Origin of the sequence: Marinibaculum pumilum (assembly GCF_042646425.1) — a bacterium.
Classification (GTDB): Bacteria; Pseudomonadota; Alphaproteobacteria; order Ferrovibrionales; family Ferrovibrionaceae; genus Marinibaculum; species Marinibaculum pumilum.
In genome coordinates this window covers 75,759-95,148 of the sequence record NZ_JBHRTR010000050.1, presented here as the reverse complement: position 1 = coordinate 95,148, position 19,390 = coordinate 75,759, and the positions used below count along the sequence as shown (strand labels likewise).

Annotated in this window: 14 protein-coding genes; 6 read left to right on the top strand and 8 right to left on the bottom strand. The window is 69.3% G+C overall.

What is annotated here, in order from left to right; genetic code table 11:
- Positions 1 to 13 precede the first annotated feature (13 nt).
- The 5 genes from ACFOGJ_RS26965 to ACFOGJ_RS26945 are packed head-to-tail and all read right to left on the bottom strand — an operon-like array spanning position 14 to position 6,802.
- Positions 14 to 1,327, bottom strand: a complete 1,314-nt coding sequence (locus ACFOGJ_RS26965) for a nucleotide sugar dehydrogenase (protein WP_379906383.1) — start codon at positions 1,325 to 1,327, stop codon at positions 14 to 16.
- A 51-nt stretch (positions 1,328 to 1,378) separates the two neighbouring features.
- The gene (locus ACFOGJ_RS26960) at positions 1,379 to 3,481 is read right to left on the bottom strand and encodes a heparinase II/III family protein (protein WP_379906382.1); all 2,103 of its coding nucleotides are present in this window, start codon (positions 3,479 to 3,481) and stop codon (positions 1,379 to 1,381) included.
- 14 nt (positions 3,482 to 3,495) lie between these two features.
- Positions 3,496 to 4,476 (bottom strand): ADP-glyceromanno-heptose 6-epimerase, encoded by a 981-nt coding sequence (gene rfaD / locus ACFOGJ_RS26955; protein WP_379906381.1) that lies wholly within the window; start codon positions 4,474 to 4,476, stop codon positions 3,496 to 3,498.
- On the bottom strand, positions 4,473 to 5,972 hold the full coding sequence (gene rfaE1 / locus ACFOGJ_RS26950) for a D-glycero-beta-D-manno-heptose-7-phosphate kinase (protein ID WP_379906380.1): 1,500 nt from the start codon (positions 5,970 to 5,972) through the stop codon (positions 4,473 to 4,475). Before rfaE1 ends, rfaD begins: the two co-directional genes overlap by 4 nt.
- A gap of 5 nt (positions 5,973 to 5,977) precedes the next feature.
- The gene (locus ACFOGJ_RS26945; protein WP_379906379.1) at positions 5,978 to 6,802 is read right to left on the bottom strand and encodes a hypothetical protein; all 825 of its coding nucleotides are present in this window, start codon (positions 6,800 to 6,802) and stop codon (positions 5,978 to 5,980) included.
- Between the two features lie 271 nt (positions 6,803 to 7,073).
- Here ACFOGJ_RS26945 and ACFOGJ_RS26940 point away from each other — a divergent pair, with 271 nt between their 5' ends.
- Positions 7,074 to 8,513 carry a hypothetical protein gene (locus tag ACFOGJ_RS26940; RefSeq protein ID WP_379906378.1) on the top strand — a complete coding sequence of 480 codons (1,440 nt, stop codon included), beginning with the start codon at positions 7,074 to 7,076 and terminating at the stop codon, positions 8,511 to 8,513.
- Between the two features lie 55 nt (positions 8,514 to 8,568).
- Positions 8,569 to 9,255: a class I SAM-dependent methyltransferase gene (locus ACFOGJ_RS26935; RefSeq protein WP_379906377.1), complete on the top strand. Its 687-nt coding sequence runs from the start codon at positions 8,569 to 8,571 to the stop codon at positions 9,253 to 9,255.
- Here ACFOGJ_RS26935 and ACFOGJ_RS26930 read toward each other — a convergent pair.
- Positions 9,230 to 10,699 (bottom strand): lipopolysaccharide biosynthesis protein, encoded by a 1,470-nt coding sequence (locus ACFOGJ_RS26930; protein WP_379906375.1) that lies wholly within the window; start codon positions 10,697 to 10,699, stop codon positions 9,230 to 9,232. The genes ACFOGJ_RS26935 and ACFOGJ_RS26930 overlap by 26 nt on opposite strands.
- Positions 10,700 to 10,803: 104 nt before the next feature.
- Between ACFOGJ_RS26930 and ACFOGJ_RS26925 the strand changes: the two genes are divergently transcribed.
- A complete protein-coding gene (locus tag ACFOGJ_RS26925) occupies positions 10,804 to 13,182 on the top strand; it encodes a heparinase II/III domain-containing protein (RefSeq protein ID WP_379906374.1) in 2,379 nt (792 codons plus the stop codon).
- A gap of 45 nt (positions 13,183 to 13,227) precedes the next feature.
- Here ACFOGJ_RS26925 and ACFOGJ_RS26920 read toward each other — a convergent pair whose 3' ends face one another.
- Both ACFOGJ_RS26920 and ACFOGJ_RS26915 read right to left on the bottom strand, forming a co-directional pair.
- Positions 13,228 to 14,028, bottom strand: coding sequence for a metallophosphoesterase family protein (locus ACFOGJ_RS26920; protein WP_379906373.1), 801 nt, complete (start codon positions 14,026 to 14,028; stop codon positions 13,228 to 13,230).
- Between the two features lie 28 nt (positions 14,029 to 14,056).
- Positions 14,057 to 16,273 carry an HD domain-containing phosphohydrolase gene (locus ACFOGJ_RS26915; RefSeq protein WP_379906371.1) on the bottom strand — a complete coding sequence of 739 codons (2,217 nt, stop codon included), beginning with the start codon at positions 16,271 to 16,273 and terminating at the stop codon, positions 14,057 to 14,059.
- A gap of 245 nt (positions 16,274 to 16,518) precedes the next feature.
- Between ACFOGJ_RS26915 and ACFOGJ_RS26910 the strand changes: the two genes are divergently transcribed.
- From ACFOGJ_RS26910 to ACFOGJ_RS26900, 3 genes are all read left to right on the top strand, one after another.
- Positions 16,519 to 17,214 carry a transglutaminase-like cysteine peptidase gene (locus tag ACFOGJ_RS26910; protein WP_379906370.1) on the top strand — a complete coding sequence of 232 codons (696 nt, stop codon included), beginning with the start codon at positions 16,519 to 16,521 and terminating at the stop codon, positions 17,212 to 17,214.
- A 168-nt stretch (positions 17,215 to 17,382) separates the two neighbouring features.
- Positions 17,383 to 18,846 (top strand): undecaprenyl-phosphate glucose phosphotransferase, encoded by a 1,464-nt coding sequence (locus ACFOGJ_RS26905; protein WP_379906369.1) that lies wholly within the window; start codon positions 17,383 to 17,385, stop codon positions 18,844 to 18,846.
- A gap of 100 nt (positions 18,847 to 18,946) precedes the next feature.
- The gene (locus ACFOGJ_RS26900; protein WP_379906368.1) at positions 18,947 to 19,378 is read left to right on the top strand and encodes a hypothetical protein; all 432 of its coding nucleotides are present in this window, start codon (positions 18,947 to 18,949) and stop codon (positions 19,376 to 19,378) included.
- The last annotated feature ends 12 nt before the right edge of the window (positions 19,379 to 19,390 follow it).

The following is a 19,390-nucleotide window of genomic DNA, read 5'->3' as shown; positions in this document are numbered from 1 at the left end:
TGTCCCGACATCGCTACCAGCAGATTCCCTGGTAGCCGTCCCGCTCCGGCGGCGGCTCGGTCAGGCGGACGAAGTCGATCAGCTCCTGGTCGGGACGCATCATGTCGAGCACCCGGCGGAAGGCCGGATCGCCATTGCCGATGACCAGCACCTCGGCATGCTCCACCACGTCGTTGATGTCGTCGACCATCAGCCGGGCGATATGCGGGATCACCTTCAGGATGAAGTCCCGGTTCGCGCCGGTCAGGGCGGCCAGCTGGACGTTGCGGTCGAAGATCCTGACATCCATGCCCTTGCCCAGCAGCTGCTCGATCACCTCGACCAGCGGGCTCTCCCGCAAATCGTCGGTGCCGGCCTTGAAGCTGAAGCCCAGGATGCCGATGCGCCGGCGGCCCCGTGACAGGATCAGTTCGAGCCCGCGCTGCAGATGGGCGTCGTTGGAAGGCAGGACCGAGCGCAGCAGCGGCAGGTCGATGTCGAGCTGGCGGGCCCGGTAGGTCAGCGCGCGCAGGTCCTTCGGCAGGCAGGATCCGCCGAAGGCGAAGCCCGGCTTCAGGTAGTAGGGCGACAGGTTCAGCTTGGTGTCGCGGCAGAAGATCTCCATCACCTTGTGGCTGTCGATGCCGACCGCCTTGCACATCACGCCGATCTCGTTGGCGAAGGCCACCTTCACCGCATGCCAGGCGTTGTCGGCATATTTCACCATCTCCGCCACCGGCACCGGACAGCGGATCAGCGGCGCGTCGATCCCGGCATAGAGTCGCGCCAGCAGCTCGCCCGCACGCGGATCGATCTCGCCGATCACCGTCTTCGGCGGGTGCAGGAAGTCGTGCACGGCGGAGCCTTCGCGCAGGAATTCCGGGTTCACGCAGACGCCGAAATCATCCCCCGCCGACTTGCCGGAATGCTCCTGCAGGGTCGGCACGACCACGCTTTCCATGGTGCCCGGCAGCATGGTCGAGCGGATCACGACGACGTGGTAGTCGGCCTTGTCCGCCAGCGCCGCGCCGATCTCCTGGCAGACGCGGCGCAGATAGGTCAGGTCGAGCGAGCCGTTGTGGTTGCTGGGCGTGCCGACGCAGATGATGCTCAGCTCCGTCTCGTGCACCGCCTGGCGGCCTTCCTGCATGGCGCTCAGGCGGCCGGATGCCGCGGCCTTGGCCACCAGTTCCGACAGGCCCGCCTCGACGACGGGCGGCCGCCCCTCGTTGATCAGGTCGACCTTGTCGCGATTGGGGTCGACGCCCAGAACGCTGTGGCCGGCATCGGCGAACAGCGCGGCTGACACCGATCCCACATAGCCCAGGCCGAAAATACTGAGTTTCATTGGTCCTCCTGACCGCGATCCGTCAGGCTTTGGCAGATTCCGAGGGAGCCGTCACTCTATCGTCAGGGTAATGCGGCAGCTTTCGCCCGGCCGCAGCCGGCCGCGATACTCCAGTCGCGGCGCTGCCTGACGTTCGCCGAAAGCCGTCGATACCCAGCCGGCGGGCGGATCGGTCCGGCCTGCCGCAAGACAGCATGTCATGCCCGCCGCGCCCGAAAGATGCAGCACGGCCGCGCCGCCGCGCATGACCTGCCAGCCGTCACTGCGCTCCGCCAGCTCAAGGTCGGGGGCGAACTGGAAGCCGATCTCGACAGGCAGTGCGGCGGCGGCCGCCTGCGCAGCAGTGTCGCCGCCGGCAGCGACCAGCATGTCCTCGATCACGATCCGGCGGTCGCCCTGCCGATGCAGGTGCCGGCGATGGCGCACGCCGAAATCGGCGGCATAGCCGTCATGCTCCGCTACCGCATACCAGCCGTCATCGTCCTCGCCGCTTTCCAGCAGGGCCGTGACGGCCCTGCTGCGCCAGTTGAAAGGGCCGGACATCGCGCTGGAACTGGCACCGTCGATGCAAAGCGTGTTGTGGGCCGCGGTGCCGCGGAAATGGCTGCGCCAGCTGCCGGCGCCCAGATACATCCAGGTCCCTGCATCCACCAGCACGGGCCGCCCGTCCAGATGCAGCCAGACCGAAAGCGCATCGGCATGGCCATGCGCGGCAATCGAAAGGTAGCCCAGCGGGCCGTGATCGAAGACCAGCAGCGCCTCACGCCCGTCGGCGGCGCCGGCCGGGTCCCAGCGCAGCACCGTCATGCCGCCGGCGGCAAAAGTCCGCATCCCGTCCGGGCCCGGCATGCCGGGCGGCGGCAGGCCGAACAGGGCATGGCGCAGGGCCGGTTCCGGCCGCGGCGGTGCGATGCCCGGACGCCCGACGAGCTGCGCGATGCAGCCGCGGATGGCGGCCGGATAACGGTCCTGCGGCCCTTCGCGCGCGAACATGCTCGCGCCGTCGGCATCGCCGAGGTCCGGCACATGGCCGTCGCGATCGCCGATCCCCTGCAGCCATTCCGCGCCGCGCGCCAGCCGGTCGAGAAAGGCGGCGTCGAACGGCCGGCCGAGATCGGCCGCGACCTGGGCGCAGATGCCGAACATCTCCAGGTTCAGGGCGGCATATGCCGGCGACTGCTCGGCCCCCGCACCGTCATCGAGGATCTGCAGCCCGGCCTCCCGCTCCAGGCCGCGCCGCCCCTCGCGCTCCCAGGCGGCGGCGTCGCGCAGCCCGCCGAACAGGCTGCCCAGGAGGAACAGCCCCGCCACCTCGGCAATCACATGATTGTTGGCCGAGGAGAAGCGCGACGGAAAGCGATGCAGCCAGTAGCCGTGGGCCGCCAGGCTCTCCGCCAGCCGGCGGCGCAGAGCCTGCGGCAATGTCCCGGCCTCCAGGAAGGAGAGGATCACCACCAGGCTGATCACGCGGGTGCCGAGCTCGATCCCCGAGGCCCAGTTGATGCCGAGGAAGGGCGGGTTCGCGTCCAGCCAGTCCTCCAGGTGCCGCAGGCAGAGCTGGCGGGCCGCCGGATCCCCGCTCAGGCAGGCATGGGCGGCGACCGGCTGCAGATAGGCCAGGCGGTTCAGCTCCCAGACGAACCGTGCCTCGCCCGGCCCTCGGCCCGCGGCGGACTCGGCATCGTCGAGCCGCACATGGCGGAACGGAATGTCGAAACAGTAGCGGTCGGCCGGCCAGCGCGTGCCGGAGCCGGGATCCCAATGCCAGTCCGGAAGGGGCCAATCCGGGAGGGCACCCTCGCGACAGTGCCACCTACGGCCATAGACTTCGATCTCGCCCCGCGCCACCGCCTCGGCCGCCTGGGCCAGCCGGTCGGCGACCGGGGCGGCGGCAGCCAGTGCGACCAGGCCGCGCCGCAGGGGCGGGTGGTCCGGCAGGCGGTCCTCCGCCTCCGGCAGCAGCCATCGCGCGGGTGCCGGTCGCAGGCGTCGCGACAGATGACGCCGCTGCTGCTCGCGCAGCCGGTGCGCGACTTCCTGGAGGGACATCGCGCGCAGACGGTGCAGGTACCAGAACAGCCGTTCCGCAAGACCCGAGGCACCGGTTGCAGGGGTGGCCCGGTCCGGCGGGCGCGCAGGGTCAGGTGCCGCCATTGGCCATGATGCGCTCAGCGATAGGGATCATCGCTGGCCAGGAAGCCCTGCACATAGGCAGCGACGCCGTCCTCGAGCGACGTGAAGGCATGCGGATAGCCGGCGGCGCGCAGCCGGTCCATCCGCGCCTCCGTGAAATACTGATAGCGCTCCTGCAGATCCTCGGGCATCGGGATGTAGCTGATCCGTGGCTCGCGTCCGGCCGCGGCGAACAGCGCTTGTGCCAGATCGTTCCACGACCTTGCACGTCCCGTGCCGACATTGAAGATGCCGCTCGTCTCCGTCTGGGACAGAAGCCAGAGGACCACATCGACGCAGTCGCGGACATAGATGAAGTCGCGCAGCTGTCCGCCATCGGCATAGTCGCTGCGGTAGGAGCGGAACAGGCGCATCTCCTCGCCGGCGGCGATGCGGGAATAGTTCTGGCTGATCACGCTCTGCATGCGGCCCTTGTGATACTCGTTCGGGCCGTAGACGTTGAAGAAGCGCAGGCCGACCCATTGCGGGGGGCGCGGCTCCCGGCCCTGGACCGCCCGGATCACCCGGCGATCGAAGGCCAGCTTGCTCCAGCCATAGGGATTGAGCGGCCGCAGCCGCCCCATCGCCTGCGCGTCATTGTCGTCGTCGAAGCCGGCCAGGCCGTCGCCATAGGTCGCCGCGGAGGAGGCGTAGATGAACGGCACCTCGGCAGCGGCGCACCATTCCCACAGGCTCCATGAGAGCCGGATGTTGGTCGCGACGATCAGGTCGACGTCGCGTTCCGTGGTGGCGCTGATCGCCCCCATATGCACGACGGCGGTCAGCCGGGGCGCGCGGGTCAGCCAGTCCGGAAGATCCTCCGGCGCGACGAACGACACCACGTCATGCTTCGCCAGGTTCCGCCACTTGTCGTCGCTGCCGAACCAGTCGCAGACGGCGACCTCCTCGCCCGCCGCGGCGAGGGCGGCCACAATGTTGGAGCCGATGAAGCCGGCACCGCCGGTGACCAGGATCATGCCCGCAGATGCCCGGCGCGGGCGATCATGCTGGAGGTGGACTGCCCGTCGATCAGGTCGGCCAGCAGCACCCGCCCGCCATAGCTCTCCACGAAGCTGCCGCCCACCACCTGCTCCGGCCGGTAGTCGGCGCCCTTGACCAGCACGTCGGGGCGCACCGCCCGGATCAGTTCGATCGGCGTGTCCTCGTCGAACAGCACCACCATGTCCACCGCCGCGAAGGAGGAAAGCACGATCGCGCGCGCCGTCTCCGGCTGCACCGGGCGCTCCGGCCCCTTCAGCCGCTGCACGGAGGCATCGGTGTTCAGGCCCACCACCAGGCGGTCGCAGGCGGCCCGCGCCTGGCGCAGCAGCGACACATGGCCGGGATGCACCAGGTCGAAACAGCCGTTGGTGAAGCCGATCCGCGCGCCCTCGCCGCGCCAGCGGGCGATCCTCTGCAGGGCGGTCGCGCGGGGCATCACCTTCGAATCGGTGTCCAGCACCTCCTGCTCATGGGCGCGGGCGAGGATCTCGTCGGGATGGACGACGGCTGTCCCCACCTTCTCCACCACCAGGCCTGAGGCCATGTTCGCCAGCCAGGCGGCCACGGCCGGGTCCAGTCCGGCGCCGAGGCCCAGCGCCAGCGCCGCCACCAGGGTGTCGCCGGCGCCGGAAACGTCGAACACCTCCCGCGCCAGCGCCTGCAGGTGCATCGGCGGACCGTCCCGGCGCACAAGGCTCAGCCCCTTTTCCGCCCGGCTGACGGCGAAGGCGCCGATTCCGGTCGCGGCCAGCAGCTGGCGCGCCGCCGCCTCCACCTCCGCATCGCTGTCGCAGGGCATGCGGCACGCCGCAGCCATTTCCTGGCGGTTCGGCTTGATCAGCGCCGCGCCGCGATAGCGGGCGAAGTCAGTCGATTTCGGGTCGACCACGACAGGCACGCCGGCATCTGCAGCAGCGTCCAGCAGCGGTCGCAGGACAGTCTCGCCCAGCACTCCCTTGGCATAGTCCGACAGGATCATCACCTGGCAATCCGCCAGGCCCTCGACCACCGTGCGCAGAAGCGCCTCGGCCACCCGGTCCGGCAGCTCCGCCCGGGTCTCCCGGTCGGTGCGCAGCAGCTGCTGCCCCTGCGCGACGAAGCGGGTCTTCCGGGTGGTCGGGCGCCCGGCCTCCACGATCAGGCGGTCGCTGAGGCCGGCAATGCCGGCGACGATCTCGCGCAGCTCCGTCCCGGCGGCATCGTCGCCCACCACGCCGACCAGACTGACCCTTGCGCCCAGCGCCGCCGCATTGCGCGCGGCATTGCCGGCGCCGCCGGGCATGGCGCTCTCCCGCGCCACGTTCAGCACGGGGATCGGCGCCTCGTAGCTGACCCGGGAGACATCGCCATAGACGAAGCGGTCCAGCATCACGTCGCCGACGACCATGACGTGAACCGACCCGATGCGCGCCAGCGCCCGGGCGATCTCGACAGGGGAGGGCGGTGCCCCCGGATCCGCTGCGGCCGTCATGGCGGCTACCACCCGCATTGCAGGCGGATGACCTCGATCGCGTTCTCGAAGCCGTTCAGGTTGAAATCCGCGGCGACCGGCTTGTCGGCACCTTCGGGAGTGAAACGCACGCTCATCGCCTTCTTGTCCAGCAGCGGCTGCAGGATGGTCTCCGCCTTGTTCCAGACACCGATCGCCTTGCCGTTCTGGGTATTGTCCAGGGTCACCGCCATCGGCTCGGCATCGCCGCCGAACACCAGGCTGACCGGTGTCGTGCCGCCGCCGCCGGAAAGACCGGTCTCGAACCAGGCCAAGGTGTTCCGCTGCCGGCACAGGATGTTGAAGCTCGGCTTCGCCCCGCCCTCGGTCAGCGCATTGGACGCCACCGTGGACAGGCGCACCTCGACCAGGACGCCCTGACCGTCGCGGACTTCATCGACGGTCCAGTTCGGAGTCAAGTCGATCCCTTCGACCTTGACGTTGCGCCGCACCTCCAGCTGCTGCGGCGGCGCGGCGCCGAGCTGCCCCTGGCGCAGGGCGGCAACCGCGCCCTGCACGGACTGCTGGAGGCGCGCTTCCTCCAGCGCCGGATCCTCCAGCCGGCCGGTGGCCGAGGTGCCGCAGGTCTCCCGCACCACCGCATCGAAGGTGTCGACGTCGCGGGCCAGGCGGTCGTAGCAGCGGAGCCTGTCGAACAGCGGCTTGATTTCTGCGCATTCGAGTACCGCCGCGCCCAGGCTCTGGTCCGGCGCCGGATCCGCCTGCCGCTCCTGTGCAAGGGCGGCCAGCGGCATGGTCACCAGCAGCGCCCCAAGTCCTGCGGCCCGGCCGCTGCTGACCAGATAACGCATAAGGCAATGCTCTGACCTGTCCGAATACGATACAGTTGCGCTCGCCATGCTGTCGGGTCCGGAGCACTTCGCGGCCAATCGCTGCATTGGCACGTATCGTGTAACACATTTGCCGATGGTTCATGGGGACATTGTGGGCCAGCCCCGGTAGTCGGGGCCGGCAGCATGGGCCGGCGCCGGCCCGGAAGTCGCAGGATCGATGAGGACAGGGACCCCAGGCCGCGTGACTCCGAAGCCACCCAACGCCCCGCTGCCGCGCCGCGGCGACAGGATGGCGACGAACCGGATGCGGGCGCAGCGAATCGGCCGGCCGCCGGCGCGCCGCCGGCCGCTGGAACTGCCCGGGCTGGCGATGTGGGCGGCCGGCATCTACTACGTGCTGCTGCTGGTGGACAATGTCCTGATCCGCACCGCCGAGAAGCTGTCGGGCTATCTGGACGAGATCACGGTCCTGTTCGCCGCCCCGTTCGCCGCCGCCGCGCTGTTCCGCATGCCGCACGGCCTTTGGCCGGTGCCGTTGTGCTTCGGCATCTACATCGCGATGGGAACCATATCGGGCCTGTTCAGTCCGATCGGGGGCTACCCGTTCGCGACCGTGACGGGCCTGACCATCGCCCTCGATTCCAAGCCGATCATCCTGGCCCTGGCCTTCGCCTATTGCCTCTCGCAGGCCAGGGATTCCGACGTGATGACCCCGTTCCTCTACGCGCTGATCGGGGTGGCACTGGTGAACCTGCCGTTCCTGCTGCGGGACCTGGCACTGAACAGCGGGATCAACATTTACGGCGAGCCGATGGACCGCCGTGCCGGCATGTACCGGCCACAGGGCCTGTACCACCACGCCACGGCGAGCGTCGATATCCACCTGATGGCGACGATGGCCGCCGCGGCGCTCTGGGGCATCCGGAAGAATGCCGTGTGGGCCGGCCTCACCGCCCTGCTGGCCCTCCTGACGATGCTCCACATCGTCGCCAAGGAGATCGTGGCGGTGGTCCTTGTGCTGGGCATCGCAGTCATGGCGATGCGGTTCCGCAGCAAGGACACGCAGTTCCTGATCCGCGCCGCGGCCGTCACCCTGGGCCTGCTGCTCGCCGTCCCGTTCGCAGACCTGGCGCTGCCGGTGATCCAGGGCCAGGTGACCGACTATGTCCAGGATGGCGAGAGCGCCGTCCGGACCCTGATGTACCTGATCTCGTTCGACCTGGCGGTCGACAACTTCCCGCTCGGCGCGGGGATCGGGACCTTCGGCAGCCTCGCCTCGTTCACCACCTTCTTCAGTCCGATCTACGACCAGACCGGGCTGTCGCTGATCTATGGCGCATCGCGCCTGCATCCCTACTACCTGCAGGACGTGTTCTGGCCGAAGGTGCTGGGCGAAAGCGGCTGGATCGGCCTCGCCGCCTATCTGGGCCTGCTGCTCTACCTCGCCGTGCGGGTCACGCGGGCCGCACTGAAATTTCCTGCTGTGGAGAACCTGTTCGCAAGCTTTGTCCTGGTGACCGCCCTGGTGAAGACCATTGCCGCCCCGACCCTGACCTCCGACCTCTATGTCCCGCTGATCGGCCTCGCCGTGGCGATCGCCGCCTGCTATCCGCGCGGCTTCGCGCAGGCGGCCGCCGACCGGCAGGCCCGGGCCGCCAGGCAGACGACGCAACGCCACCGGCCGGCCCTGCGCGGCCGGCCCGGCACGATCGGCCCGCGCGGATGGTAGGGCAAGCGACAGGTCTGCCGGCGGGCATGCCCGCCCTGAAAGGGCCATCGCCGTCATGTTGAAGCGCCTGGCGCACTGGATGTCGCGCAGTTCCCGCGCGCGGCGGGCCGCTGTCTTCATCGACCGCCTGCGGCCCCGCCCGGAAGACAGGATCGTGGACCTGGGCGGCGGCACCGGCGATCATTTCGCCTCCGTCTTCCCGTTCCGTGACAATGTCACCATCGCCGACCTGTCGGCCGCGGACCTGGCCCGCGCCGCCGCGCATCACGGCTTCCGGACCCAGCGGATCGACGGTGCGGAACGGCTGCCGTTCGAGGATGGCGCCTTCGACATCGTCTTCTGCTCCTCGGTGCTGGAGCATGTCACGGGGCCAAAGGCCACCGTGCTTGCGATCGAGACGGATGCCGAGTTCCGTGCCGTCGCCCGCCGCCACCAGGCGCAGTTCGCGGCGGAGATCCGGCGCATCGGCGGCAGCTATTTCGTGCAGACCCCGTACCGATACTTCCCGGTGGAATCGCATACCTGGCTGCCGGTCCTGATCGTCCTCCTGCCGCGCCCGGTGCAGAAGCGGGTGATGGCCTTTTTCGGCCGCTTCTGGCCGAAGCGCTCCCTGCCCGACTGGCACCTGCTGACGGCGGCGGAGCTGGCGACCCTGTTTCCGGATGCGGAGATCCTGCGCGAGTACCGGTTCGGCTTCGTCAAGTCGCTGATTGCGGTCAGGGCGGCTTCGGACCGGACCTGACCGGCGCACCGGCCGGCCCCGTCACGTCCGGCGCCCCGCCCCGCCGGGCCAGCAGGGCCGTTGCCATCCGTCCGGGATGCAGGTCGCCAGGGCGCAGCCCGAGCATGCCGGGAGCCATTGCAGCCATGCCGCCGTCGCGAACCAGCAGCGCCAGCGCAAAGCCGGCCGCCGCGCCGGCCGGCCCGGCCAGCAGGGTGCCGGCCGGGACGGCGAGCGCCATCACGGCAAGGCCGGCGATGTTGAAGCCCAGCGGCAGACGCTCCCGGCCGATCATGTAGAAGGCGTTGCCGACCGGACCGCCGACGGCATTCGCCAGGAAGGCCAGGGACAGGATGACCGCGGTCCAGCGGGCCGCCGTATAGGCAGGCCCGAACAGCCCGAGCAGCCAGTCCCCCAGCACCAGGAGCGCCAGCAGCACGGCCAGGGTCTGCGCCGCCGCGATCACGATGCTGCCCGCGACGAGGCGGCGCAGCCGTTCGCTTTGTCCTGCGGCATGGGCCTCCGCGATCATGGGCGAGGCCGCGGCAATGATCGCCCAGGTCCCCAGGGTGCCCAGCAGGGCCAGGCGCTGCGCCGTTTCGAACAGCGCCGCTGCCGCCGCACCGGCCAGCAGGAACAGGATGAAGAGCGGCGCCCGCAGGGTCACGATCGTGACCGCCTTCGATAGGCCGATGCTCAGGCAGGTCCGGACGATGGCGCGGCGCTCCGCCGCAGGCAGCGACGGCCCGCGGCACAGCACGCCCCGCGCCAGCCAGAGATAGGCAAGCGCCACCGCCCAGGCCGCGGCGGCCACCGCGGCGAGGGAGCCGAGTACGCCGCTCTCCGGCATCGCCAGGGCCACCCCCCCGACCGCCGCCAGGCCCAGAAGCGGCTGTGCCACGAGTTCCGGCAGCTGGGCGGCGATCACCTGCCGGCGGGCCCGGACGACCCCGACCAGGAAGCCGATCAGGACATAGCCGGGAAGGCCCAGGCCACAGAGCAGGACGAAGGCACTGCCGGTCGCGGGATCCTGCCCCTCACCCATGCCGAAGGCGGCCAGGGAGGGCAGGCTCCAGCCCTGGAGAAGGGCGCCGGCCACCAGGAACGCGCCGGCCAGGACCGCAGGCAGGCCGATCCAGAGCAGCGCGATCCGGACGAAGGCAGCGGCCGCCCAGCTGCGCCCGTCCGCCCGGAACGCGGGGATGAAGCGCATCGCCGCCTGGTCGAAACCCAGCGGGCCGAGGGAGCGCGCCGCCAGCCAGAGACCGAGGACGACCGCGAACAGGCCCACATCGGCGACCGGATGCAGGCGCGCAACCAGCAGGAAGAGCAGCAGCTGAAACGGCAGTCCGACCAGCCGCAGGGCCATCGTCCAGCCCGCGGCGCCGGAAAAGCGGTCCGGTCGCAGCAGGTCGCGCAGGCGGGTCCGTCCGGCCGGTTGCGCCCGTTCCCGCGGTGGCGACATGCAGGCTCCTGCCTCCCTGGTTCAGCCCGGTTGCGCGGCGCCCGCCCTTGCAGGCGCCGGACATCGCCGCAGAATAGGCCGCCTCGCATGTCCGGGACCAGTTGATGCCGCACCGCCTTGCCCCGCTACGCCGCCTCGCGGCCTGCCTCCTCCTGCCGATTGCGCTGCTGACCGCCGGCGGTACCGCTGCGGCGCAGGACCGCCAGCCGGTGCTGGACCGGATCACCCGCCTGCCGACCCTCGTCCCGGTGCAGGACTGGCTGACCCCCGGCGACCCGACCGAAATGCCGGTCCGGCCTGCCCATGGCAGCACCGTCCTGCAATCGCCGCCCGGCTTCACCTGGCCGGATGTCGCGCCGGCCGCAGGCTACCGCTTCCGTCTGTCCGGCCCGGACGGCCTGACGGTCGAGCGGGACAGCCCGCGCAATTCCCTCCTCCTCGACCGGGTCCTGCCGGCCGGCAGCTACGACTGGCAGGTGGCGGTGGCCGGGCAGCCCGGGCCGGACTGGAGCGCGAAACGCCGTTTCGAGGTTCCGGAGGGCGCCGTGCCCTTTCCGGTTCCGGATATCGCCACCCTGTGGCAGCGGGCACGCGCAGCGCCGCATCCGCGGCTTCTGCCGCAGGGCGAGGCTTGGATGCGGCATCGCGCCGACCTGCTTCAGGGCCGGCGCGCGGCACTGTTCGCCCGCGTCCAGGACGCGGTGACGGCCCGGTCCGGCCGGCTTTTCCAGCCGCCGCCGGAGGACCGGCGGGCGCTGCCCGCGGGCGATATGGAACCGGGCTGGTGGCCGCAGGCCGGGGAGGAGCGCTACCGCGGCGAACTCGAGGCGCTGGAGCGGGCGGCCATGGTCTGGAAGGTGACCGGCGATCCCGCGATCCTCGACGACGCCCGCGCGCGGCTGCAGAACGTCCTGTCCTGGCCGGCGGACGGCGCCGTCGCGCTGCATCGCAACGACCAGCTGGCGATGGACCATGCCTGGGGGATCGCGGTGGCCTACGACCTGCTCTACGACCAGCTGTCGCCGTCGGAGCGCACCCGGGCCGCCGCCGCCGTCGCGGCCAGCGCGGTTCCGGCCTATCGCTGGTTCTTCGACAATTCCGACCGGCCGCAGGCGCGGATGCAGGCCCGGCCGCAGAACAGCCACGGCTACGGCCATCTTGCCAACCTGGCGGCGCTGTCGGTGATCTTTGCCGGTGAGCTGCCGCAGGCGGAGAGCTGGTTCGAGGCGGCGGTGCCGCTGCTGCTCGCGATGCCGCATCCCTGGGGCGGCGACGATGGCGGTTCCGGGAATGGCGGCAACTACGCCTTCTACTACATGGTCGACCTGATCCCGCGCTGGGACGCCCTGCGCAACGGCATCGGCATCGACCCGGCGGACAGTGCCTGGGCCCGCCATTTCCCGCTCTATGCCAGCTATTTCCAGGGGCCGGGCAGCCGCTTCGCGTTCGGCGACGGCGCCGGCCATGGCGATGCCGGCCTGACCGGGACGGTCATGCGCAGCCTCTATGCCCGGACCGGCAGCCGCCTGGCACGCTGGTACAGCCTGCAGGTGCCGCAGAGCTATCCCATCCCCCACATGATGGAGCTGACGGCGCCGCCGGCCGGCCCGCTGGCAACGGAGGGGCCGGATCCGGCGGCCCTGCCGGATGCCGCCGTGCTGCCGTCGATCGGCTGGGCGGCGCTGCATTCCGACATCCAGAGCCGCGACCGCGCCTCGATCTACTTCCGCTCCGGCCCGTTCGGCTCCGTCAGCCACAACGACGCCGACCAGAACAGCTTCATCATCGACCTGAACCGCCGCCGCATGGCGATCGACAGCGGCTACTACGTCACCTACGACTCGCCGCACATGCTGGGATGGACCCGGCAGACCCAGGCCCATAACGCGATCACCTTCGACGGCGGCCAGGGACAGCCGATCAAGCGGGCCGACCTGGCGGGCCGGATCACCGCATTTGCCGATGACGGGCGCCTGGCCAGCGTGACCGGCGACGCCACCGCCGCCTATGACGGCGCGCTCGAAACGGCGGTGCGGACCATTGCGCTGCTGCGCCCGGACATCGTCCTGGTCTACGACCGGGTGGCAAGCGCCACGCCGCGCAGTTTCGAATGGAACCTGCACAGCTATGTCGAAATGGTGCGCTATGCCGCCAATGCGGCAGGCATCGCCCAGGACAACACCTCCCTGTGCGTGGAGATGCTTGCGCCGCAGACCCTCGACTTCACGCAGACCAACCGATTCGGCGATCCCGACCGTCCGCCGGACCGGGCCGACCTGCCGCGGCAATGGCATGCCCGCTTCGCCACCAGGGACAGGCTGCGGCAGACGGAGTTCCTGGCCCTGCTGCGCCTGAACTGCAGGGCCGTGCCGGTCCGCGACCTGGCGCCGCTTCCGGACGGCGGCTTCCGGCTGGAGATCGGCAACAACGCGGTGGCGATCGGCGCAGGCGGGGCGATCCTGAATCCCCCCACCGATCGCTGAGCGCCCGACCGCCGGAGAGCCGGCGGCCGCTGCGGCAGGGCCGGATCAGGTATGCAGGTAGCTGCGCCGGTCGCCGGACAAAACGAGCGCGGTCAGGCGGCCGGTGTGATAGGCGCCGGTGTCGATGCCGATCCTGTTGGGCCGCTCCTCCACCTCCGGGGTGATGGTGTGCCCGTGCACGACGATCCGCCCCAGATCCGCGGTGGCGGACAGGAACGGCTCGCGGATCCAGAGCAGGTCCTGCGGGTCCTGCCGGGCCACCGGCACGCCGGGACGGATCCCGGCATGGACGAACAGATAGTCGCCGGCCTCATGGGCCAGCACCATGTCCTTCAGGAAGCGCAGATGCGCCTCCGGCAGCTTCTCGATCAGCGCCTTGCGGGCATCCACGAATTCCGGCCCGCCGCCGACGGCGTTGCGCGGCACCGGCACGCCGTACGAGTAGAGGGTCATGTCGCCGCCATTGACCATCCAGTGCGGGCCGATCGAGGAATCCTCCAGGAAATCGAGCATCGCCGCTTCGTGGTTGCCCAGGATGTGGACGGCCGAGAAGCCGTCCGGCGGACCTTCGAGCAGCTGTTCGATCACGCCCCGGCTGTCCATGCCGCGGTCGACGAGATCGCCGAGATAGACGATGACCTTGTCCGGCTCGCCCGCCTGCCGGGCATCCTCGCGGATCATCTCGTGCAGCCGGTCGAGCAGGTCCGAACGGCCGTGGATGTCGCCGATGGCATAGATCCGGCAGCCGTCCGGCACGCGGCCGCGGGCGCCGGCGGCGGCAGGCGCCGCGCTCCGCGCCCCGTCATGGCCCTGGCGCGACGCCTGCCTGCGCAACCTCTTGAACATCAGACTGAGGACTTTCCGCTTTGCCGGTTCATGCGGGGCCGGCAGCATCGCCGTGCTGCTGCTCCGCCTCGCCGAAATGGGCCCACCGTTCGCGACCGCCGCGATTGTCCAGGACATTGACCAGCGCGATCACCACCTTGCGCTCGTACCGGGTCCCGGCGTTCTTCATCAATTCGACCGTGATGGTGTCGAAATCAAGCCCCGCCCGCCAGGCGCGCGGACTGGCCATCGCCACGAAGTCGTTGGCCACCGCGACCACCCGGGCGGTGGGCAGGATGGCATCGCCGGACAGGCCGTGGGGCCGGCCGGTGCCGTCCCAATGCTCCTGCATCTGGCGCAGGGTCTCCACCACCGGCCCGTCGAACTCCACCCCCTCCAGCAGATCGGCGGACATCTGGATCGAATCGCGCACCAGTTTGAGCTCGTCCTCCGACAGCTTGTCGGTCTTCGCCAGGATATGCTCCGGCACCGCGATCTTCCCCAGATTGGTCATCGCCGCCGCAATCTCCACCGTCATAACGTCGACGTCGGTGAGGTCCATCTCCCGGGCAGTGGCGGCCGCGACCTGCGCGACCCGCTTGGAATGGTTCGCGGCATAGGGATCGCGCCGGTCGATCAGCGCGACCAGGGTCTCCACCAGCTGCCGCATCGACTGCTCGCGACGCACCCGCTCGCGCTCGACCTCGGTGATGTCAGTCTCCACCATCAGCACCGCGCCGGTGCCGACACTGCCGCCTGCGCCGCCGGGCAGCGGAATGTGATCGGACTTCAGGATCCGGTCCTCGCCGACACCGGTCCCGTTGCCGGCCAGGTGGCGGCGACGGATTTCCGTCACGGTGGCGCCGGCCTTGCGGGCCTGCCTGTTCAGGTTGCCCAGTTCCTCGCCCAGGGCCGGGCCGAAGGCGGCGCCGAGTTCCTTGCCGACAAGGTCCGCAGGATCCTGGCGCACAGCGGCAGCGGCCTGCCGGTTGACGAAGGAAATCCGGTTGCCATCGTCCACCGCGGTGATTGCGGTCGGCTGGCTGTCGGTGACCACCCGCAGAAAGCCGGAGAGGGAATCCAGCCGCTCGGCGACCCGCCGGTAGCGCGCGGCGGATTGTGCCGCCCGCATCGAGGTGCCGTGGCGCCAGACCGCGACGACCACGATCGCCACCAGCAGGATCGCACCGATCAGGGTCGCCAGCAGGACCCGGGCCCGGTACTCGGTCTCCTCCAGCGCCTCCGCCTCGTCGATCTTCCGGACCAGCACCCAGGGCGTCCCCTCGATGGCGCGGGAGGTCATCACCACCGGCTGGTTGCCGTAGTCGACCTGCTGGCCGAAGGCGCCGGGCTGGTCCAGAGCCAGGTTCGCCGCCAGTTCAGGATCCGATCGCGACAGCAGCCGCTCGAGCGGCTGCGCCCCGTCCGCCAGGGTCGTCAGGTACTGGACCTGGCCGTCCTGTGCCCGGACCAGCAGGCTCTCGGAGGTCTGGCTGGTATCGCCCGGCTGCACAAGCCGCCGCTCGATCTCCGCCTGGACCGGCCGGATCCCGATGACCGCACCGAGCTCCGCTTCCGCCGACGGGTCGGACTGGATCGCGAAGATCGGCTGCACGAAGGCCATGCTGACCTCCCCCGACGGCGCTCGGTACATGTCGAGCATGGCCGCTTCGCCCCGCGGACGGTTCTCCAGGAAGGCCTTCAGCCGGCTGTCCAGCGGCGGCATGTCCGGCGTGGCGACGACCAGTTCATTGTCGGGGGTGATGATCGCCAGGCCCGCCGTGCCCACCCGGGTGACGTTCGCATTGACCGCCGGCCCCCGCGCCGGAGCACTGAACCCGGTGAGGTTCGCGGTGGAGATCAGGAAGATGCGGACATATTCGCGCTGGCCCTCGCCATCGGGAACCTGGTCGAGCTGCCACCCGGCGAACGACAGCTCCGTCATCAGCAGCCGGACGGAATCGTTGTCGGCTACGTCCCGCAGCGCGCGGGCCTGGTCCATCACCCAGTCGCGCACAGCGGCGGCACGGGTGTCGGCAATGATCCCGAGACGGGTCTGCCAGGCGCGCAGGTCGCGGCTGCGCTCCGCATCGACGAAGCCGACCGCAAGCAGCACGCCGACAATGCCGAGCAAGGCGAGCACCACGGCAGCGCCAAGCATGTAGAGGCGGCTCTTCCGCCCTTGCGCGGCATCGTCCTGATCTTCCGCCAGGCCAGGTGCGGACCCGGCATTGGCGTCCCCCTTCGACACGTCTTCCCCGGTCATCGCCCCCTCATCACCCGCCAGCCCTCACCCCAGGCGGCGATCCTGGTCACCGATCGGCAAGGATTTGCCCCTATCGTCCGATCACCGGCGGCAGATTAACGATCCAGGCCCCACCGTGCCAGATTCGGGCCAGTTGTGACTTCGGTCACCGACCGGCGCGGCCGACCGCAATGTGATTGGCCCTGAAGCACTGATTGTCCCATTCTGGTACCGAACAGCTGAACGCGCCACAGATGCCCCGCACCATGCATCCCATACTGCCCCTGCGCATCATCGCCTCCCTGCGAATCATCACTTTCGTGCTGCTCTCCGGCCTGATCTGGACCGGCACACCCGCGGTGACGGGCCTCGGCGGCAGCGCAATGGCGGCGACGCAGGGCACGAAGAGCTTCTTCCAGACCTGGGAGTTCCGGCGCGAGAACCTGAAGCCGTTCCCGAAATGGACTTCCGCGCTGGAGCGTTATTTCAAGGAACGCGGCCGCACCGACGGCAGCTGCACGGACAAGACCTTCAACCGCTGCCACTGGGAAGAATGGCAGAAGATGCTGGCAGACCTGAAAGGCAAGAAGGATCTCAAGCAGCTGCGCGCCGTCAACGCGTTCTTCAACGATCGCCCCTATATCACCGACCCCATAAACTGGGGGATCGAGGACTATTGGGCCGCCCCCGGCCAGTTCCTGACCAAGGACGGCGATTGCGAGGATTATGCGATCGCGAAATACCTGTCGCTGCGCGCCCTGGGCTGGCCGCCGGAGGATCTGCGACTGGTGGTTCTTCAGGACCTGAATCTGCGCATTCCCCATGCGATCCTGATCGTGCGCTTCGCCGGGCGCTACCTGATCCTCGACAACCAGATCAAGCAGGTGGTCGACCAGTCGGCGATCCGGCACTACAAGCCGATCTATTCCCTGAACGAATCGGCATGGTGGTTGCATCGTTGAGATGCGGTTTGCTGCCCCTTCGCCTGCCATCATCCGAAGGGAGAATTGGCACGGTCGGTCGAGGGGGCTCAAATCCCGCCGAAAAACAGCGTCCAACCCCGGTCATGGACTCACCTGCCGGCGGGAACCCGGACGCCGTGACCGCTGCGGGTCGGTGAATACAGTATTATGCGGCAAGGCATTCTCGTTCTGGCGAAGGACCCGAGCATCCTGCTCGGCCTGCTGCGCGCGGCCGACCTGATCGTGATCCTGCTGGTCGGTATCGCCGCCTATGAGTTCCGCCACGACGAATGGGCCATGCCGACGCAGTACTGGGTCGGCATCGCGCTGGCCTGCATTCTGACCGCCCAGATATTCCATTTCGGCGGGATCTATCGCTACGACAATTTCCGCCATCTGATGCGGAACATGGCGCGCCTGGCGCCCCTGTGGGTCGCGGTCGGCGTCGGCCTGGCGTCGGCGGCCTTCTTCTCAAAGACCTCGGAGGACTTCTCGCGGCTATGGGCCGGCACCTGGTTCCTGGGCACCTATGCGGGTTTCTTCCTGATCCGCATCCCGGTGGCCGTGCTGTTCTATGTCTGGCGCCGCCGCGGCTACCTGGCCCGCACCACCGTCATCGTCGGCGCCAACGACAATGCCCGGCGACTGATCACCCATCTGGAGCGGACGCAGGACCACGGCCTGAAGGTTCTGGGCATGTTCGACGACAGGGTCACACGGGTGCCGCGCGGCATCGAGCATGTCCCGCTGCTGGGCACGGTGGACGACCTGATGCAGTACCTGCGGCGGCACAACGTGGATCAGATCATCATCACCCTGCCCTGGCATGCCGAGGAGCGGCTGATGAACCTGATGGCCAAGCTGCGCACAGCACCCACTGACATCACCCTGGCGCCGGACCATGTCGCCTACCGGCTGATCGACCGCCGCGTCCACCAGTTCGCCGGCCTGCCGATGATCACCGTCGCCGAGCGGCCGCTGGGCGGCTGGAGCTATTTCGTGAAGGCGATCGAGGACCGGGTGCTGGCGGTCATCGCCATGATCCTGTTCCTGCCGGCGATGCTCGTGATCTCGCTGCTGATCCGGCTGGACAGCCCCGGCCCGGCGCTGTTCCGGCAGCCGCGCTACGGCTTCAACAACAACATCTTCAACGTCTACAAGTTCAGGACGATGTACCAGGGACCGCCGCCGGGACTGGCCGCGCCGCTGCCCGAAGGGTCGGCGGTTGCAGAACGGGCCGGCATCGGCGGCCTGGCACAGGCGACCCGCGAGGACCCGCGGGTGACGCGAATCGGCCGCTTCCTGCGCCGCACGAGCCTTGACGAGCTGCCGCAGATCTTCAACGTGCTGCGCGGCGAGATGTCGATGGTGGGACCGCGCCCCCATGCGATCGCCCATAACGAGGAATTCGCCAAGATCATCGACCAGTACATGGGCCGCCATCGCGTGAAGCCGGGAATCACCGGCTGGGCGCAGATCAATGGCCTGCGCGGCGAGACCGATACGCCGGAAAAGATGGAGCGACGGGTGCAGGCCGACCTGTACTATATCGAGAACTGGTCGATATGGCTGGACATGCGTATTCTTTTCCGCACCCTTTTCGTCGGCTTCGTGAACGAGAACGCCTACTGACCGGCACTCCGGCGGCATGACGCCCGGATCGGGACAGTACAGGGGCCGGAATCCTCTGCGGCGGGCCTGACCCCGCCGCACCGGCGGCGGGGAGATGTGCATGCACCGACGTGAGATCCGGCAGGATCCCTTCTTCCACGATTTCTTCGGCCGCATCCCGAAGGAAACCTGGCCGACCTTCACCGAGGACCAGTTGTTCGCGATCAAGCGCGCATTCGGTGCGCGCTATCGCGGTGCGCATATGGTCGATCTTCGCGTCTCGCTGCCGATCCCCTTCCGCCGCATGTACATGGTGCTGCTGATCGGCGGCGAGAAGCGTTCCAGGAACCGCCGCTCCTACGACCGGCGGAGCCAGCCCCTGGTCACGGCCGGCAACATCGTCTTCGGCCTGTTCTTCTTCGGCATGCTGCTGCTGGCCCTGCTGGGCATCCTCTACACCCTGAAATCCTGGATCGGCATCGACCTGTTCCCCGGCATGTCGCTGGGGCTGTGGCAGGAATTCTCCTCCCAGGTCAGGGAAACAGTCCGCTGAACGGCCGCCTTC

Bases quoted from the DNA above. Each gene is read 5' to 3' on its own strand.
- ACFOGJ_RS26965 (WP_379906383.1), bottom strand. From the start codon at position 1,327: ATGAAACTCAGTATTTTCGGCCTGGGCTATGTGGGATCGGTGTCAGCC.
- ACFOGJ_RS26960 (WP_379906382.1), bottom strand. From the start codon at position 3,481: ATGGCGGCACCTGACCCTGCGCGCCCGCCGGACCGGGCCACCCCTGCA.
- rfaD (WP_379906381.1), bottom strand. From the start codon at position 4,476: ATGATCCTGGTCACCGGCGGTGCCGGCTTCATCGGCTCCAACATTGTG.
- rfaE1 (WP_379906380.1), bottom strand. From the start codon at position 5,972: ATGACGGCCGCAGCGGATCCGGGGGCACCGCCCTCCCCTGTCGAGATC.
- ACFOGJ_RS26945 (WP_379906379.1), bottom strand. From the start codon at position 6,802: ATGCGTTATCTGGTCAGCAGCGGCCGGGCCGCAGGACTTGGGGCGCTG.
- ACFOGJ_RS26940 (WP_379906378.1), top strand. From the start codon at position 7,074: ATGGCGACGAACCGGATGCGGGCGCAGCGAATCGGCCGGCCGCCGGCG.
- ACFOGJ_RS26935 (WP_379906377.1), top strand. From the start codon at position 8,569: ATGTTGAAGCGCCTGGCGCACTGGATGTCGCGCAGTTCCCGCGCGCGG.
- ACFOGJ_RS26930 (WP_379906375.1), bottom strand. From the start codon at position 10,699: ATGTCGCCACCGCGGGAACGGGCGCAACCGGCCGGACGGACCCGCCTG.
- ACFOGJ_RS26925 (WP_379906374.1), top strand. From the start codon at position 10,804: ATGCCGCACCGCCTTGCCCCGCTACGCCGCCTCGCGGCCTGCCTCCTC.
- ACFOGJ_RS26920 (WP_379906373.1), bottom strand. From the start codon at position 14,028: ATGTTCAAGAGGTTGCGCAGGCAGGCGTCGCGCCAGGGCCATGACGGG.
- ACFOGJ_RS26915 (WP_379906371.1), bottom strand. From the start codon at position 16,273: ATGACCGGGGAAGACGTGTCGAAGGGGGACGCCAATGCCGGGTCCGCA.
- ACFOGJ_RS26910 (WP_379906370.1), top strand. From the start codon at position 16,519: ATGCATCCCATACTGCCCCTGCGCATCATCGCCTCCCTGCGAATCATC.
- ACFOGJ_RS26905 (WP_379906369.1), top strand. From the start codon at position 17,383: ATGCGGCAAGGCATTCTCGTTCTGGCGAAGGACCCGAGCATCCTGCTC.
- ACFOGJ_RS26900 (WP_379906368.1), top strand. From the start codon at position 18,947: ATGCACCGACGTGAGATCCGGCAGGATCCCTTCTTCCACGATTTCTTC.